Origin of the sequence: Streptomyces sp. AP-93 (assembly GCF_022808175.1) — a bacterium.
In the GTDB taxonomy this organism is placed as follows: domain Bacteria; phylum Actinomycetota; class Actinomycetes; order Streptomycetales; family Streptomycetaceae; genus Streptomyces.
The window spans coordinates 328,774-343,902 of record NZ_JALGBX010000003.1 but is presented as its reverse complement, the minus strand read 5'-3'; the positions used below and the strand labels follow the sequence as shown (position 1 = coordinate 343,902).

General features: G+C 72.7%; 10 protein-coding genes. 9 read left to right on the top strand and 1 reads right to left on the bottom strand.

Features of this window, described 5'->3' with window-relative positions; translation table 11 throughout:
• Positions 1-2: 2 nt before the first annotated feature.
• From MTF69_RS07385 to MTF69_RS07350, 8 genes are all read left to right on the top strand, one after another.
• Positions 3-1,178: a hydroxymethylglutaryl-CoA synthase gene (locus MTF69_RS07385; RefSeq protein WP_243331761.1), complete on the top strand. Its 1,176-nt coding sequence runs from the start codon at positions 3-5 to the stop codon at positions 1,176-1,178.
• 142 nt (positions 1,179-1,320) lie between these two features.
• Positions 1,321-2,610 (top strand): DUF4192 domain-containing protein, encoded by a 1,290-nt coding sequence (locus MTF69_RS07380; RefSeq protein ID WP_243331758.1) that lies wholly within the window; start codon positions 1,321-1,323, stop codon positions 2,608-2,610.
• A 371-nt stretch (positions 2,611-2,981) separates the two neighbouring features.
• Positions 2,982-4,967 carry a glycogen debranching N-terminal domain-containing protein gene (locus MTF69_RS07375; protein ID WP_243331756.1) on the top strand — a complete coding sequence of 662 codons (1,986 nt, stop codon included), beginning with the start codon at positions 2,982-2,984 and terminating at the stop codon, positions 4,965-4,967.
• Positions 4,968-5,084: 117 nt separating this feature from the next.
• Positions 5,085-5,831, top strand: a complete 747-nt coding sequence (locus MTF69_RS07370; protein WP_243331754.1) for an NUDIX domain-containing protein — start codon at positions 5,085-5,087, stop codon at positions 5,829-5,831.
• Positions 5,832-6,037: 206 nt separating this feature from the next.
• The gene (locus MTF69_RS07365; RefSeq protein ID WP_243331752.1) at positions 6,038-7,834 is read left to right on the top strand and encodes an ATP-binding cassette domain-containing protein; all 1,797 of its coding nucleotides are present in this window, start codon (positions 6,038-6,040) and stop codon (positions 7,832-7,834) included.
• Positions 7,835-7,984: 150 nt separating this feature from the next.
• On the top strand, positions 7,985-8,926 hold the full coding sequence (locus tag MTF69_RS07360; protein ID WP_308401371.1) for a FadR/GntR family transcriptional regulator: 942 nt from the start codon (positions 7,985-7,987) through the stop codon (positions 8,924-8,926).
• A gap of 483 nt (positions 8,927-9,409) precedes the next feature.
• Positions 9,410-11,014 carry an RNA polymerase sigma factor gene (locus MTF69_RS07355; RefSeq protein WP_279345467.1) on the top strand — a complete coding sequence of 535 codons (1,605 nt, stop codon included), beginning with the start codon at positions 9,410-9,412 and terminating at the stop codon, positions 11,012-11,014.
• A gap of 130 nt (positions 11,015-11,144) precedes the next feature.
• Positions 11,145-12,125, top strand: coding sequence for a serine protease (locus MTF69_RS07350; RefSeq protein ID WP_243331747.1), 981 nt, complete (start codon positions 11,145-11,147; stop codon positions 12,123-12,125).
• A gap of 107 nt (positions 12,126-12,232) precedes the next feature.
• On the opposite strand, the gene MTF69_RS07345 is transcribed toward MTF69_RS07350, so the two are convergent.
• A complete protein-coding gene (locus tag MTF69_RS07345) occupies positions 12,233-12,469 on the bottom strand; it encodes a hypothetical protein (protein WP_112449103.1) in 237 nt (78 codons plus the stop codon).
• Between the two features lie 446 nt (positions 12,470-12,915).
• On the opposite strand from MTF69_RS07345, the gene MTF69_RS07340 reads away from it, so the two are divergent.
• Positions 12,916-15,036 carry a type IIA DNA topoisomerase subunit B gene (locus MTF69_RS07340; RefSeq protein WP_243331744.1) on the top strand — a complete coding sequence of 707 codons (2,121 nt, stop codon included), beginning with the start codon at positions 12,916-12,918 and terminating at the stop codon, positions 15,034-15,036.
• The last annotated feature ends 93 nt before the right edge of the window (positions 15,037-15,129 follow it).

Below are 15,129 nucleotides of genomic sequence, written 5' to 3'. Positions count from 1 at the left end.
AGATGCCCGGGGAACTCGCGGTCGGAATCCACGACCTTTCCTTCGCCACGGGCCAGTTCGCCCTGACACACGAGACATTGGCCGCTCACAACGGTACCGAGCTGGGCAAGTACCACGTGGGCATCGGCCAGCGGTCGATGAGCGTGCCCGCCACCGATGAGGACATCGTGACGATGGCCGCGGCCGCTGCCGCCCCCATCCTCGCCCGGCACGGCGCCGACCGGATCCGGACCGTCGTCTGCGCCACGGAGTCGTCCGTCGATCAGGCGAAGGCAGCCGGCATACACGTCCACTCGCTCCTGGCCATGCCCTCCGCCACCAGGGTCGTCGAGCTCAAGCAGGCCTGCTACGGAGGGACCGCGGCCCTGCAGTTCGCCATCGGCCTCGTCCACCGCGATCCCACGCAGCAGGTCCTCGTGATCGCCAGCGACGTCTCGAAGTACGAGCTGGACATGCCGGGCGAGGCCACCCAGGGGGCCGCGGCGGTGGCCATGCTGATCAGTGCGGATCCCGCTCTGGTGCGCATCGAGGAACCGTCGGGGGTGTTCACCGCCGACATCATGGACTTCTGGCGGCCGAACTATCTCACCACCGCCCTGGTCGACGGCAAGGAGTCCGTCTCCGCGTACCTGCAGGCGATGGACGGCGCGTGGAAGGACTACGCCGAGCAAGGCGGCCGTCCCCTCGGCGAGTTCGCCGCGTTCTGCTATCACCAGCCGTTCACGAAGATGGCCTACAAGGCGCACCGGCACCTGCTCGAGACCTGCGGACAGGAAGTCGACGAGGACGAAGTCGTCCGCGCCATCGGGCAGACGACGACCTACAACGAGGCCATCGGGAACAGCTACACCGCATCCGTGTACCTCGCACTGGCCGCGTTGCTCGACAACGCCGACGACCTGACCGGCCAGGCCATCGGCCTGCTCAGCTACGGGTCCGGCAGCGTCGCCGAGTTCTTCGCCGGCATCCCCGTCCCGGGCTACCGGTCGCACCTGCGATCCGAGCAGCATCGCGAGGCGATCGCCCGGCGCCGGGACATCGGCTACGCCGACTACCGGGAACGCCACGAGCAGGCCTTTCCCGTCGACGGCGGAGACCATCCGGCGCCGAGGGAAACCACCGGTCCGTACAGGCTGGCCGGGCTGTTCGAGCACAAGCGGGTCTACGAGGTGCGGTAATACGCATCGTCCATACGCATCGTCGTCGTGTGCCGACGGCGCCACGGGGCGCCGTCGGCACCATGCCGTTGTCCGTTCGGCGCCGGTTCGGGAGTTATCCACAGGGGTTTCCGGATTCGGTCGGACACGGGACCTTCGGGACATGACGAACAACCACGAAGCAGCACGCACCCCGTCCGACCCCTCGTCCACCAGCCCGTCCGGAGGCGTGGACGCCTCCCGGATCACCCTGCGCAGTCCGGCCGAACTGGCCGACGCGCTGCCCTACATGCTCGGCTTCCACCCGAGCGACTCCCTCGTCATGGTCGCGGTCCACGGGGAGGCCGGCCGCTTCGGCGGCCGGCTCCGGGTGGGCATCCCCGCCGCCCCCGAGGAATGGGAGGACACCGCCCGGCAGGTCGCCGACTGTCTGATCCGCGGCAGTGTGCGGCGCGGAGCCAGGCCCGACGGCATCATCGTCTTCCTCTGCCAGGACCCGGACCGAGGCGACAGCGCGCAGCGGGTGATGACCAGGCTGCGCCCGCTCGCCCAGCGGATCCGGCTGGCCTGCGGGGCTCTGGACGTCCCCGTACTGGAGGCCCTGTGCCTCTCCGCCGGGCGGTACTGGTCCTACTGCTGCCCGGACGAGCGGTGCTGCCCCGCCGAGGGCAGTGCGCTGGCCGTGCCCGGCACCTCGGTGATGGCCGCCGCGGCCACCTTCGCCGGACTCCAGGTACGCGGCTCCCTCCGGGAGATCGAGCACCGGCTGACACCGCTGCGCGGGACGGTGGCCGACGAGATGGAGGGCGCCCTGGACCGTGCGGCCGTCGCGCTGGTGCCGAAGATCCTCGACGGGGCCACCCGGGAGGAGGTGGGGGCCGAGACCGTCCTGCTCGCCCGTGCGCTGATCCAGCGCATGACCCTCGCCCCGCCGGCCGAAGGCGGCTCCGGTGCCGATGCCCGGGACGACGCGCTGCTGGGCCACGACGAGGCCGCCTCGTTGATCCTCGGGCTCCAGGACCGCGAGATCCGCGACATCGCCGCCGAGTGGATGGAGGGCGAGGAGGCGGCACCCGCCCTGCGGTTGTGGCGGGCCCTGGCCCGGCGCTGCGTGGGGGCCTACGGGGAGCACGCGGCGGCTCCCCTCACCCTGGCGGGCTGGGTCTCCTGGTCCACCGGGGACGAGCCGACGGCCAGGATCGCCCTGGGGCTGGCCCTGCGGGCGGACGACGGGTACCGCTTCGCGCAGCTGCTCCACCACGCCTGCAACGAGGGGATCGACCCGGAGGGGCTGCGGGAGTGCCTGCGGGAGGAGCGGCGGCGACGGGAGCCGCGCCGCGGGCGCCTGCCCGCGGGACCCCGGCGCGCAGGCGCCGTCACCAGGCCGCCCGGCCGCCCGGGCAGGACGAGCAGCCGCCGCGAGTCCGGCAGCACCGCGGGGAGCGAGCAGTGAAGCGCGGACGGGGCCGGGGCGGGGGCGGCGACAGGGGTCGGGTCCGGGTCCGGAGTGGGGACGGAGCCAGCGACAGGGGGCGGGTCCGGGGCCGGGCCGGGGTCGGCTGTGCGGGCCGGGGGCGTGGCCGGGGCGAGGGCTGTGGGTCCGTGCTCCGGGGGTGGCTGCGGGAAGGGGCGCGAGCGGTTCTGCGGGAAGGGGCGCGAGCGGTTCTGCGGCGACGGCCCCCGCGAAGGCCGGTGCTCCGCCGGGCGCAGCCCCCACCGGGGCCCGTGACCCGGGCGGGGGCCGGGGCGTTGCGCTGGGGGGTGGTGGGGACCCGGCCGCGCCGCCGCCCAGCCGATCCACCCGGAGCGCAGACAAGGCGACCCATGTCCCACCCCGTACCCCCCGCCCGCGTAGCCCCCTCCCGCAGGGCCGACCTGCCGCCCGTGCACGGTGCCGTCATCTGCGTCGCCGCGCCGTGCCTGGTCATCTCGCCCGAGCACGGCCAGCTCACCGGGCGGGGGGCCGACGGGATCTACCGCGCCGGGCTCCGGCTGCTGTCCCGCTGCGTGCTGCGCGTCGGCGGCCGGGACCCGGTCGCGGTCCAGGCCCGCAGTCTCGGCGCCGACCGGGCCTCCTTCACCGGGACCGTGCGGACCGGAGCGGAGCCCGGGCCCGATCCCGACGTCGGAGTCGAGCGGATCCGGCACGCCGACGGCACCGAGCGGATCACCCTGCGCAGCTTCACCGGCCGGTCCCTGCGCATCCCGGTGGAGGTCTCGCTCGGCACCGACCTGGCGGATCTGGCCGAGGTGGCCGCCGGCCGGGCCGGGCCGGAGCTCCCCGCCGGGGTGCACGCCGCCGGACTGCGCTGGGCCAACGGCGAGGCCCAGGCCGTCACCGCGGCGGAGCCGCCGCCGGACGACGCGCTGGCCTCGGCCGGGCTGCTGCGCTGGCAGCTCGAACTGCGCCCCGGCGAATCCCGCACCATCGAGCTGCGGACCACCCGGGACCGAGGGGCGCGCGCCCCCGCCGGACAGGTGGCCAATCCGCTGTCCGCCGAGGCCCGCGCGGAGGGAGACGACCCGCGGGCCGAGGCATGGCTGCGCACGAGCGTGCAGGACCTGGGCGCGCTGCTGCTCAGGGACCCGAAGGAACCGGCCGACAGCTACGCGGCGGCCGGAGTGCCGTGGCGGCTCGGGCTGGCCCCGGCGGAGTCCCTGTGGGCCGCCCGCATGGCACTCCCGCTCGGCACCGGACTGGCCGCCGCGACCCTGCGCATCCTGGCCCGGACCCAGACCGGGGGGCGGGGCGCCGACGCGGGGAAGATCCCGGGACCGCTCCGCGGGGCCGGTCCCCAGCTGCCCCCGGGATGCACCGGGACCGAGGCGACGCTCGCCTTCCCCGCGGTCCTCGCCGAAGCCCGGCGCTGGGGGATGCCCGAGGCGGAGGTGGCCCAGCTGCTCCCCGCCGCCGAGCGGTGCCTGGAGTGGATCCGGGGCGCCTTCGGGGAGGACGGCTTCCTGGCCGATCCCGATCCGGGACCCCGGCGCTGTGAAACCCAGGCCCACGCCCATCGTGCCGCGCTCCTCGGGGCCGACCTGCTCGCCGGGTGCGGCCGGCCCGGAGCCGAGGAGTGGCGGGACAGGGCCGCCGAGCTGCGGGAGCGGTTCGCAGCCCGGTTCTGGGTCGACGGCCCCGATGGCGGCCGGCCCGCGGCGGCCCTGCATCCCGACGGGCGGCCCCTGCCCCGGCTGACGGGGGCCGCCGCCCACCTGCTGGACACCGGGCTGCTCGGGGGCGGCCGGCTCGCGCGGGGGCTGCTCGACCGGGTCCGTGCCGAGCAGCTGGCCCGGCTGCTCGGAGCCCCCGCCATGGATTCGGGCTGGGGGCTGCGGAGCATGGCGGTCCGCGAGCCGGGGCACAACCCGTTCGGGTACCGCTCGGGCGCGGTACGGCCGTACGAGAGCGCGGTCGCCGTGGCGGGCCTGGCCCAGGCGGGCTTCGAAAAGGAGGCCACGGGGCTGCTGCGGGGCCTGCTGGACGCGGCGGAGGGCTTCGGATACCGCCTCCCGGAGATGTACGCCGCCGAGCAGCGCACGGTGGGCAGCGCTCCGCTTCCGCATCCGGCGGCCTGCCGGCCCGCGGCGGTCGCGGCTGCCGCGGGGATCCACGTACTGACCGCCCTGGCCGGGATCCGCCCGGACGCCCCCGCCGGCACGGTCGCCCTCGTACCCCTCCCCGGCGCTCCGCTCGGCGGGCTCCGCCTCTCGGGACTGCGGGTTTCGGGGGAACCCTTCGCCGTCCGGATCAGCCGGCTGGGCCTGGGCATGGTGGAGGAGGCCGCCGATGCGCTGCAACTGGGCGGGTAGGGGACGTCCTGCCGATCGGGCCGGATCGGGCCGCGGCTTCCGCTTCCGTGGCCGGTTCCGGGGTCCGAAGATCTCCAAAGCTCTGTTTATCGTCAGGCAGACGACTATGATCGCGGCATGTCGCCCTACGACCCGTCGGCCTTTCCGCCCTTCGCCGTCACCGTCGACCTGGTCGTGCTCACCGTGCGGCGCCATGCGCTCTGCGCGTTGGTCATCCGACGGGGTGAGCAGCCGTTCCAGGGACGCTGGGCGCTGCCCGGCGGCTTCGTGCGCGGGGACGAGGACCTGTCGGCGGCCGCCGCCCGCGAGCTGTCCGAGGAGACCGGCCTCTGCGCCCACGACCCGACGGCTCCGGACGTGGGCAACGGGGCGCATCTCGAACAGCTGGCGACCTACGGTGACCCCAAGCGGGATCCGCGCATGCGCGTGGTCAGCGTGGCGCACCTGGTGCTGGCTCCGGATCTGCCCGCGCCCCGGGCCGGCGGCGATGCCAACAGCGCCCGCTGGGCCCCCGTCGACGAGCTGCTGTCCACGGACGGCCAGACCGGCGCCGGACTCGCCTTCGACCACGAGCAGATCCTCGCCGACGGGGTCGAGCGGGCCCGCTCGAAGATCGAGTACTCCTCGCTGGCCACCGCCTTCTGCCCGCCCGAGTTCACCGTCGGCGAGCTGCGCCGGGTCTACGAAGCGGTCTGGGGAGTCGCCCTGGACCCGCGCAACTTCCACCGCAAGGTCACCGGCACCCCCGGGTTCCTGGTGCCGGCCGGGGGGACGACGACGCGTCAGGGCGGCCGTCCCGCCCAGCTGTTCCGGGCCGGCGGGGCAACCCTGCTCAATCCTCCGATGCTGCGCCCGGAAGTCTGAGACCCAGGCGCCCCGCCCCCACCCCGGGGCGCCACCCGGGCCGGTGTCCCGGCCGATAGCCGGGCTCGCGCCCCCGTGGGCAACGGCCTCGGCGCCGACACGAGCGCGACTCGGGACGAGCTGCGCCTTAAATCGGACATATCGCGTTATCTTGTTGGCGGTATTCATCCTGCCGCAGAGCGGTCTCACCCCCCGCGAGAGAAGCGATGCTCCAGGCCATCGGACTCACCAGCACCCCCCGTCGAAACCTCCCTCCCCTCGTGGACGACCTCACCTTCGAGGCCCGCCCCGGAAGCGTGACCGCACTGCTCGGCGAGCCCCGCTCGGGCAAGACCGCCGCGCTGCGACTCATGCTCGAACTCGAACCGGGCCGCGGAGTCACCTACTTCCGCGGGCGCCCCCTGCACCGGATCCCGCACCCGGGCCGCGAGGTCGGCGTCCTCCTCGGCGATCTCCCCGGCAACCCCTCGCGCACCGTGCGCGGCCAGTTGCGAATGCTCTGCGCCGCCGCGGGCGTGCCGGCCGCGCGGGCCGACGCCATGCTGGAGGTCGTCGGCGTCGCGGGACTGCGCGACGAGCGGCTCGGTTCGCTCTCGCTCGGCATGGAGCGCAGGGTCGCGCTGGCCGCAGCCCTGCTCGCCGACCCCTGCACGCTCCTCCTCGACGAGCCCGCCGCCGGGCTCTCGCCCCGCGAGCGGAGCTGGCTGCACGGCCTGCTGCGCGGCCACGCCTCCCTCGGCGGCGCGGTGCTCTTCACCACCGACGACGCGAAGGAGGCCGCCCGCAGCGCGGACCGGGTCGTGAGCATCGAGGCGGGCCGGCTCGTCGCCGACCAGGACGCCGCCGAGTTCGCCCGGACCCGGCTCCGGCCGCGGGTCGCCGTGCGGACCCCGCACGCCGCCCGGCTGGCCGACGTACTGGGCCGGGAAGCTCGGGCGGCCCAGCGCACGGTGGAGATCGTGGAGGAGAGCGGCAGCCGGCTGTCCGTCTACGGCAGCAACTGCGCCGAGGTCGGCGAGGCCGCCTTCCGGCACGGCGTGCTCGTCCACCAGCTCGCCGACGAGACCGGTGACGCGGGAGCGCCGCCGTCACTGCCGCGCGCCCGGGACCGCGCCGGATCCGAGGCCCGCGCCGCGGCCGCAGACGGAACGCCGGCCGCCCCCGGAGCGGGCGTCGCGGAGCGGCCCCGCCCCGCACGCGCAGGGCTGCCCGCCTCGGCCGTCCGCCGGCTCGGCGGCCCGTTGCGGCCACTGCGCTACGAGCTGCACCGGCTCTTCGGCACCGCCACCCCCGTACTCACCGCCGCCTTCGTCGTCGCCGTCTCCGTCGTCACGGCGCTGGTCCTGGCCCGGGTCGGCCACACCCCGCAGAACCGGTTGCTGGCCGCCTGGCCGGAGTTGCTCCCGCTGCCGCCCGCGGCGCTCGGCGCCGGACTGCTCGGAGCCCTGGCCTTCGGCGAGGAGTACCGCTATCCCGCGCTCGCCGCCGACCGCGGCACCGTCCCGCGCCGGCTCGGGCTGCTCACGGCGAAACTCGGCGTCAGCGCCGCCATGGCGCTGCTGCTCGGCGCCCTCGCCGTGACCGCCGACGCCGCCGCCCTGACACTGGTGTTCGGCAGTGGGCCGCTTCGCACCCCCGCGGAGTGGGTCTCCCCGGCCGCGAGTTGGGCGGGGCTGCTCATCGGCTGCGCCTGGTCCGGAGTCCTGGCCTCCGGCGTCTTCCGGTCCGCCTCCGCCGGCCTGGCCGCGGTGCTCGCCGTACCGGTGATGGTCGTACCGCTGGTGCGCAAGGCCCTGGACGGCCCGTCCGCGTACCCGGTCTCCGGACTCGCGGAGCGGCTGCGCGGCCTGGCCTGGGCGCAGTGGCCGCCGGAGGCGGACAGGGTGGTCCTCGGGGCGATCCGGGTGATGGCCCAACCGGTCGGCACCGCCCTGGTGTTGTCGCTGATGGTCCTGTTGTGCGCCTATGGGTTCACAGGACTGCGCGGCCGCGTCCGTTTGTGAGGGATCGTTGGTGATCGTTCCGGCGCCGGTCCGGACCCAACGGGACCGTTGTGGTCCACATCAAGCCCGGCGGACCGCAACTCCCCGCAAAAGGCCCGGTTCTTTACGATAAGTCGTCAATTGCGTAGGTGGCACCGATCACCCTTTCGTGTGCTTTTCACCAAAGACCTCAAGGGTCGCGGAGACAAGGCCGACAAAGGATTCGTGAGTACCCTTGCGCACACCATGATGACCGCCGCCCGCCATGCCGATTCCGGCCTCGCCGGCGCGGGCGAACTCGACCGCTACCCCTACCCGGAGGCCTCGGGGGCCGACCGGGTGGGAGTGCCCCGCTGGGACGGATCCGACGTCGAGTTGAGCCGGGTCGGCCGCCGCGCCGCGGGCAGCCGCGGCCGCGGACTGCACGGCCAACTCGTCCAGCAGCTCGGCCAGATGATCGTCTCCGGCGACCTCGGCGCGGACCGCCCGCTGGTCCCCGAGGAGATCGGGCAGCGTTTCGAGGTCTCCCGTACCGTCGTCCGCGAATCGCTGCGGGTCCTCGAGGCCAAGGGCCTCGTCAGCGCCCGCCCCAACGTCGGCACCCGGGTCCGCCCGGTCGCCGACTGGAACCTGCTCGACCCCGACATCATCGAGTGGCGCGCCTTCGGCCCGCAGCGCGACGACCAGCGCCGCGAGCTGGGCGAGCTCCGCTGGACCATCGAGCCGCTCGCCGCCCGCCTCGCCGCCGGCCACGGCCGCCCGGAGATCCAGCAGCGCCTCGCCGACATGGTCGAGATCATGGGGCACGCCCTCGGCCAGGGTGACTCGATCACCTTCGCGCGTGCGGACAACGAGTTCCACGCCCTGCTCATCCAGGTCGCGGCCAACCGCATGCTGGAGCACCTCTCCGGCATCGTCTCCGCCGCCCTGCAGGTGTCCGGCAGTCCCGTCACCTCCTGCGACCGTCCCAGCGAGACCTGTGTCGCGCACCACGCGCGCATGGTCGAGGCCCTCGCCGCCGGTGACGCGATCGGCGCGGAGAACGCCATGCGCCAGCTCCTGACGGTGCATCCGGAGGTCGAGCGCGTGGTTCCCGCCCCGCGCGAGCACTGACGGGCCGCAGCGCACGGGTGCGGGCGTGGATCTGCCGATGGGCCGCCGGTCCCCAGTGGCACCCCCGGACCCGGTCCGGGGAGGGTCCGGCGGCAGCGGAGTCCGGCTCCCCGTCGGGGTCCTGAGCGCCCCGGCCGGTTCCCGGCTCCGGTCCGGGGCTGCCGGGACTGCGCTTGCGGGGAGTCGTCCGGCCCGCGAAACGGGGCGTGTTCGGACACGCCGGACGTGCAGAAATACCGGTATGACCGGCATGGCACCAAACGGGGTGTGACTCGGGCCACGAAGATTGGGCGTAACGCTCTGCGAGGTCACGCGATGACCTAAGAGGTGATGGCCGACGGAGGGAAGACAGCAGCCCTTGCGGGTGCTGTGCAGCTCCCCGGCCCCTGCCCGCGCCCCCGGCCCATCCCCAGTCGGTGGTCGTCGGCTCCGGTCCAACACCACCAGGCCGGGGTCGGAAGCCGTTTCCATCGTTCCGAGAGGTTGTTCGTGTCGGCCAGCACATCCCGTACGCTCCCGCCGGAGATCGCCGATTCCGAGTCTGTGATGGCGCTCATCGAGCGGGGCAAGGCCGAGGGGCAGATCGCCGGCGATGACGTGCGTCGGGCCTTCGAGGCTGACCAGATTCCTGCGACCCAGTGGAAGAATGTTCTGCGCAGCCTCAACCAGATCCTCGAGGAAGAGGGTGTGACGCTGATGGTCAGTGCCGCGGAGTCGCCCAAGCGCACCACCCGCAAGAGCGTCGCAGCGAAGAGCCCCGTCAAGCGGACGGCCACCGAGCCCGTCGCCAAGAAGGCGGCGGCCAAGACAGCGGCCGGGCCCGCCGCGGCCGTAGCGGACGCGGAGGCCGGGGCGGCGCAGCCGGACCCCGTCGAAGCCGACGCCGACGCCCTCGCGGAGGGGACCGCGACCGAGCCCGCCGCCAAGAAGACCGCGGCGAAGAAGACGGCGGCGAAGAAGGCGGCGCCCGCCAAGAAGGCCACGGCCAAGAAGACGGCGGCGAAGAAGACCGCCGCCAAGAAGGACGCCGACGACGCGGGCGACGAAGAGACCACGGACGAGGGTCCCGGGGCCGCCAAGGCCGAGTCCGAGGACGAGGAGGAAGGCGCCGAGAGCAAGGGCTTCGTCATCTCGGACGACGAGGACGACGCCCCCGCCCAGCAGGTCGCCGTGGCCGGCGCCACCGCCGACCCCGTCAAGGACTACCTCAAGCAGATCGGCAAGGTGCCCCTCCTCAACGCCGAGCAGGAGGTCGAGCTCGCCAAGCGCATCGAGGCCGGACTCTTCGGCGAGGACAAGCTCGCCAACTCCGACAAGCTGGCGCCCAAGCTCAAGCGCGAGCTGGAGATCATCGCCGAGGACGGCCGCCGGGCCAAGAACCACCTGCTGGAGGCCAACCTCCGCCTCGTGGTCTCCCTCGCCAAGCGCTACACCGGCCGCGGCATGCTCTTCCTGGACCTGATCCAGGAGGGCAACCTGGGTCTGATCCGCGCCGTGGAGAAGTTCGACTACACCAAGGGCTACAAGTTCTCCACGTACGCCACCTGGTGGATCCGGCAGGCGATCACCCGGGCCATGGCCGACCAGGCCCGCACCATCCGCATCCCGGTGCACATGGTCGAGGTCATCAACAAGCTGGCCCGCGTCCAGCGCCAGATGCTCCAGGACCTGGGCCGCGAGCCCACCCCGGAGGAGCTGGCCAAGGAACTCGACATGACCCCCGAGAAGGTCATCGAGGTCCAGAAGTACGGCCGTGAGCCGATCTCCCTACACACCCCGCTGGGCGAGGACGGCGACAGCGAGTTCGGAGACCTCATCGAGGACTCCGAAGCGGTCGTACCGGCCGATGCCGTGAGCTTCACGCTCCTGCAGGAGCAGCTGCACTCGGTGCTCGACACGCTGAGCGAGCGCGAGGCGGGCGTGGTCTCGATGCGCTTCGGCCTCACGGACGGCCAGCCCAAGACGCTCGACGAGATCGGCAAGGTCTACGGGGTGACCCGTGAGCGCATCCGCCAGATCGAGTCGAAGACCATGTCCAAGCTCCGTCACCCGTCCCGGTCCCAGGTGCTGCGCGACTACCTCGACTGAGCCGGACCGGTCCGGACCGGGCGCGGCGAGGGGTTCGCCGCAGGTCGTCGCCGGTGGCCGCGCGGGTGCGCACGGCCACCGGGCGTCCCACTCTGAGTGGAGTCATGCACACTCGGAGTCAGGAGGCCTCATGCGTCGTCCCTTTGCCCGTGTCCTGGCGGGAGCGCTGACCCTGGCGGCGGGAGCGGCGGCGGCGCCGCTCTCCCAGGCGCCTCGAGCGGCCGCGGACAGCGTGGTGATCGGCGGAAGGCCGGTGAAGGCGGCCGATGCCCCGTGGGTCGTGGCCCTCGCCAGCCGTGACCGGTTCGGGGGTACGCGCGGCGGCCAGTTCTGCGGGGGCGTCCTCGTCGCCCCGACCAAGGTGGTGACCGCGGCCCACTGCCTGGGGCGTCAGGTCCTGGGGGGCCCGGTCGACTCCGTCCGCGATTTCCGGGTGATCACCGGGCGTACGGAGCTGCGCGCGAGCGAGGGGCGGGAGATCGCGGTGCGTTCCGCCCGGGTGAACCCGGCCTACGACCCGGGCAGCAATGCAGGCGACCTGGCCGTCCTGGAGCTGGCCGAAGCCGTGGCCGCGCAGAGCGTGCTGCCGATGGCCGGCCTCGGGAATCCGGCGTACGGGGCCGGAACCGAGGCCGCCGTGTACGGCTGGGGCGACACGAGCGGCTTCGGCGACTACGCCTACGGGCTGCGGGCCGCCGGGGTGACGGTGCTGTCGGACGAGGTGTGCGGGCGGGCCTACCCGGGAGACGCCGACGGTCAGTACCGGGCCGACTCCATGGTGTGCGCGGGGGACCGCGCGGGCGGCAAGGACGCCTGCCAGGGGGACAGCGGCGGCCCGCTGGTGGCCCAGGGCCGGCTCATCGGACTGGTGTCCTGGGGGCGCGGCTGCGGGCGCGCCGACAGCCCGGGGGTGTACACGCGGATCGCGCCGCTGATCGACTTCGTCGCCGACTCCGCGAGCGGCCCGGAGACGGCCCGGGGGGACCTGGGCCGTCCTGGTGCCCGAGGAGTCCTGGGGATGGACGTACGCCCCGCTCAGGGGCCCGGGAGGGGCCTCGCGGCCGGGGACCGGCCCGGCGCCGAAGCACTGAACCCCGTCCGGACGGGGTGAACCCCGTCCGGGCATGAGGACGGGCGGTGCCTCTGGGTCGCAGAGGTACCGCCCGTCGACCGGCTTCGCCGGTCCTGGCTCGTCGGATGCGAGGTGTAGGCCTTGTGTCAGCGGTCCTCGGGTTCGGCGGCACTGGCCGCCGGAGCGGACGTAAGCCGCTCGGTCTCATCCTGTATTTCCGCGGCGATCTTCTTGAGTTCCGGCTCGAACTTGCGACCGTGGTGGGCGCAGAAGAGCAGTTCACCGCCGCTCAGCAGGACGACGCGCAGATATGCCTGGGCGCCGCAACGGTCGCATCGGTCAGCGGCCGTCAGCGGGGTCGCGGGTGTCAGAACAGTAGTCACGTCGCCTCTTCTCTAGCTCGACGAGCTGTCGTACCAGGGTCAACATCCAACCAGGCCGAAAACGTTCCCGCTCTCGGCTTTTCCTCGAAACTTCCTTCCGAAGCTGGCCGGCCGTTGCCGGTTGGCGGCGAAGGAGCCGTATTGCGTTGCTTTACGGTTTCGCGTTGTCAGGTCGTTCGCTTGTCGCAGTTCTGCCCTCTCCGGCTGAGTGCCGGTTGTTGATGAGGACGTGCCCGAACACTAAATGGTTCATGCGCGGAAGGGAACGTGATGTTTGCTTCACCCCCACGGAGGATCGAACATGCGTGCGGATCTGCACTAGGCTGACGAAGGGGCTGGGGTGGCGTTGCATCGGCTCTACCAGGGCTCGGTACCCTTCCAGCGGCAGCCGAGCCACCACTGCGCCCGACCGGGCCAGAAAAAGAATTCAGCGAGGAGCGAACTGCGTGACCGCCGACACGTCCGTGCCTTCCAGCGCACTGCTGACCGGAGCAGACCGGGACGGCTCCAACTACACCGCGCGGCACCTGCTCGTCCTCGAAGGCCTCGAGGCCGTCCGCAAGCGCCCCGGCATGTATATCGGCTCCACCGACAGCCGAGGCCTCATGCACTGCCTCTGGGAGATCATCGACAATTCCGTCGATGAGGCCCTGGGCGGGTACTGCGACCACATCGAGGTGATCCTCCACGAGGACTCCTCCGTGGAGGTCCGCGACAACGGCCGCGGCATCCCCGTGGACGTCGAGCCCAAGACCGGCCTCTCCGGCGTCGAGGTCGTCATGACCAAGCTGCACGCCGGCGGCAAGTTCGGCGGCGGGTCGTACGCGGCCTCCGGCGGCCTGCACGGCGTCGGCGCCTCCGTGGTCAACGCGCTCTCGGCGCGTCTGGACGTGGAGGTCGACCGGGGCAGCGCGACGCAGGCCATCAGCTTCCGCCGCGGCGTCCCCGGCATGTTCACCGAGCAGGGCCCCGACAGCCCCTTCGACCCCGCCAACGGTCTGCGCAAGGGCAAGCGGATCGCCAAGGGCAAGACGGGCACCCGGATCCGCTACTGGGCCGACCGGCAGATCTTCCTCAAGGACGCCAAGCTCACGCTGGAGACGCTCTACCAGCGCGCCCGCCAGACGGCCTTCCTCGTGCCCGGCCTGACCATCGTGGTCCGCGACGAGCGGGCCCTGGAAGGGGCCGGCAAGACCGAGGAGACCTTCCGCTTCGACGGGGGCATCAGCGAGTTCTGCGAGTACCTCGCCCAGGACAAGGCGGCCTGCGACGTCCTGCGCCTGACCGGCACCGGCATCTTCAAGGAGACCGTCCCGGTCCTCGACGACCGCGGCCACATGACCCCCACCGAGGTCACCCGTGAGCTCGGCGTGGACATCGCCCTGCGCTGGGGCACGGGGTACGAGACGAACGTGAAGTCGTTCGTGAACATCATCGCCACCCCCAAGGGCGGCACCCACATCTCCGGCTTCGAGCGCTCGGTCACCAAGACCGTGAACGAGGTGCTGCGCTCCGCGAAGCTGCTGCGGGTCGCCGAGGACGACGTGGTCAAGGACGACGCGATGGAGGGCATGACGGCGGTCGTCACCGTCCGCCTCGCCGAGCCGCAGTTCGAGGGCCAGACCAAGGAGGTGCTCGGCACCTCGGCGGCCACCCGGATCGTCGCGGCCGTCGTCGCCAAGGAGCTCAAGGCCTTCCTGACCTCCACCAAGCGGGACGACAAGCAGCAGGCCCGCTCCGTGATGGAGAAGATCGTCGCGGCCGCCCGGACCCGGATCGCGGCCCGCCAGCACAAGGAGGCGCAGCGCCGCAAGACCGCGCTGGAGTCCTCCTCGCTGCCCGCCAAGCTGGCCGACTGCCGCAGCGACGACGTGGAGCGCAGCGAGCTCTTCATCGTCGAGGGGGACTCGGCGCTCGGTACGGCCAAGCTCGCCCGGAACTCCGAGTTCCAGGCGCTGCTGCCCATCCGGGGCAAGATCCTCAACGTCCAGAAGTCCTCGGTCTCGGACATGCTCAAGAACGCCGAGTGCGGGGCGATCATCCAGGTCATAGGAGCCGGCTCGGGCCGGACCTTCGACATCGACGCCGCCCGGTACGGGAAGATCGTCCTGCTCGTGGACGCCGATGTGGACGGCGCGCACATCCGCTGCCTGCTGCTCACGCTCTTCCAGCGCTACATGCGCCCGATGGTCGAGGCGGGCCGGGTCTTCGCCGCGGTGCCGCCGCTGCACCGGATCGAGCTCGTCCAGCCGAAGAAGGGCCAGGACAAGTACGTCTACACGTATTCGGACAGCGAGCTGCGCCAGACCCTGCTGGAGTACCAGCGCAAGAACATCCGGTACAAGGACTCGATCCAGCGCTACAAGGGCCTCGGCGAGATGGATGCCGACCAGCTGGCGGAGACCACGATGGATCCCCGTTTCCGCACCCTGCGCCGGATCAACATCGGCGACCTGGACTCGGCCGAGTCGGTCTTCGACCTGCTCATGGGCAACGAGGTGGCTCCGCGCAAGGAGTTCATCACCAGCTCCGCCGCCACCCTGGACCGCTCGCGGATCGACGCCTGAGCGGACCCGGAGCCACCGGGGGACCTCCGGTGGCACTTCCGGGGTACTGGCACACCCGTGCTCTTCACTCCATCACCTGATGGAGTGAAGAGC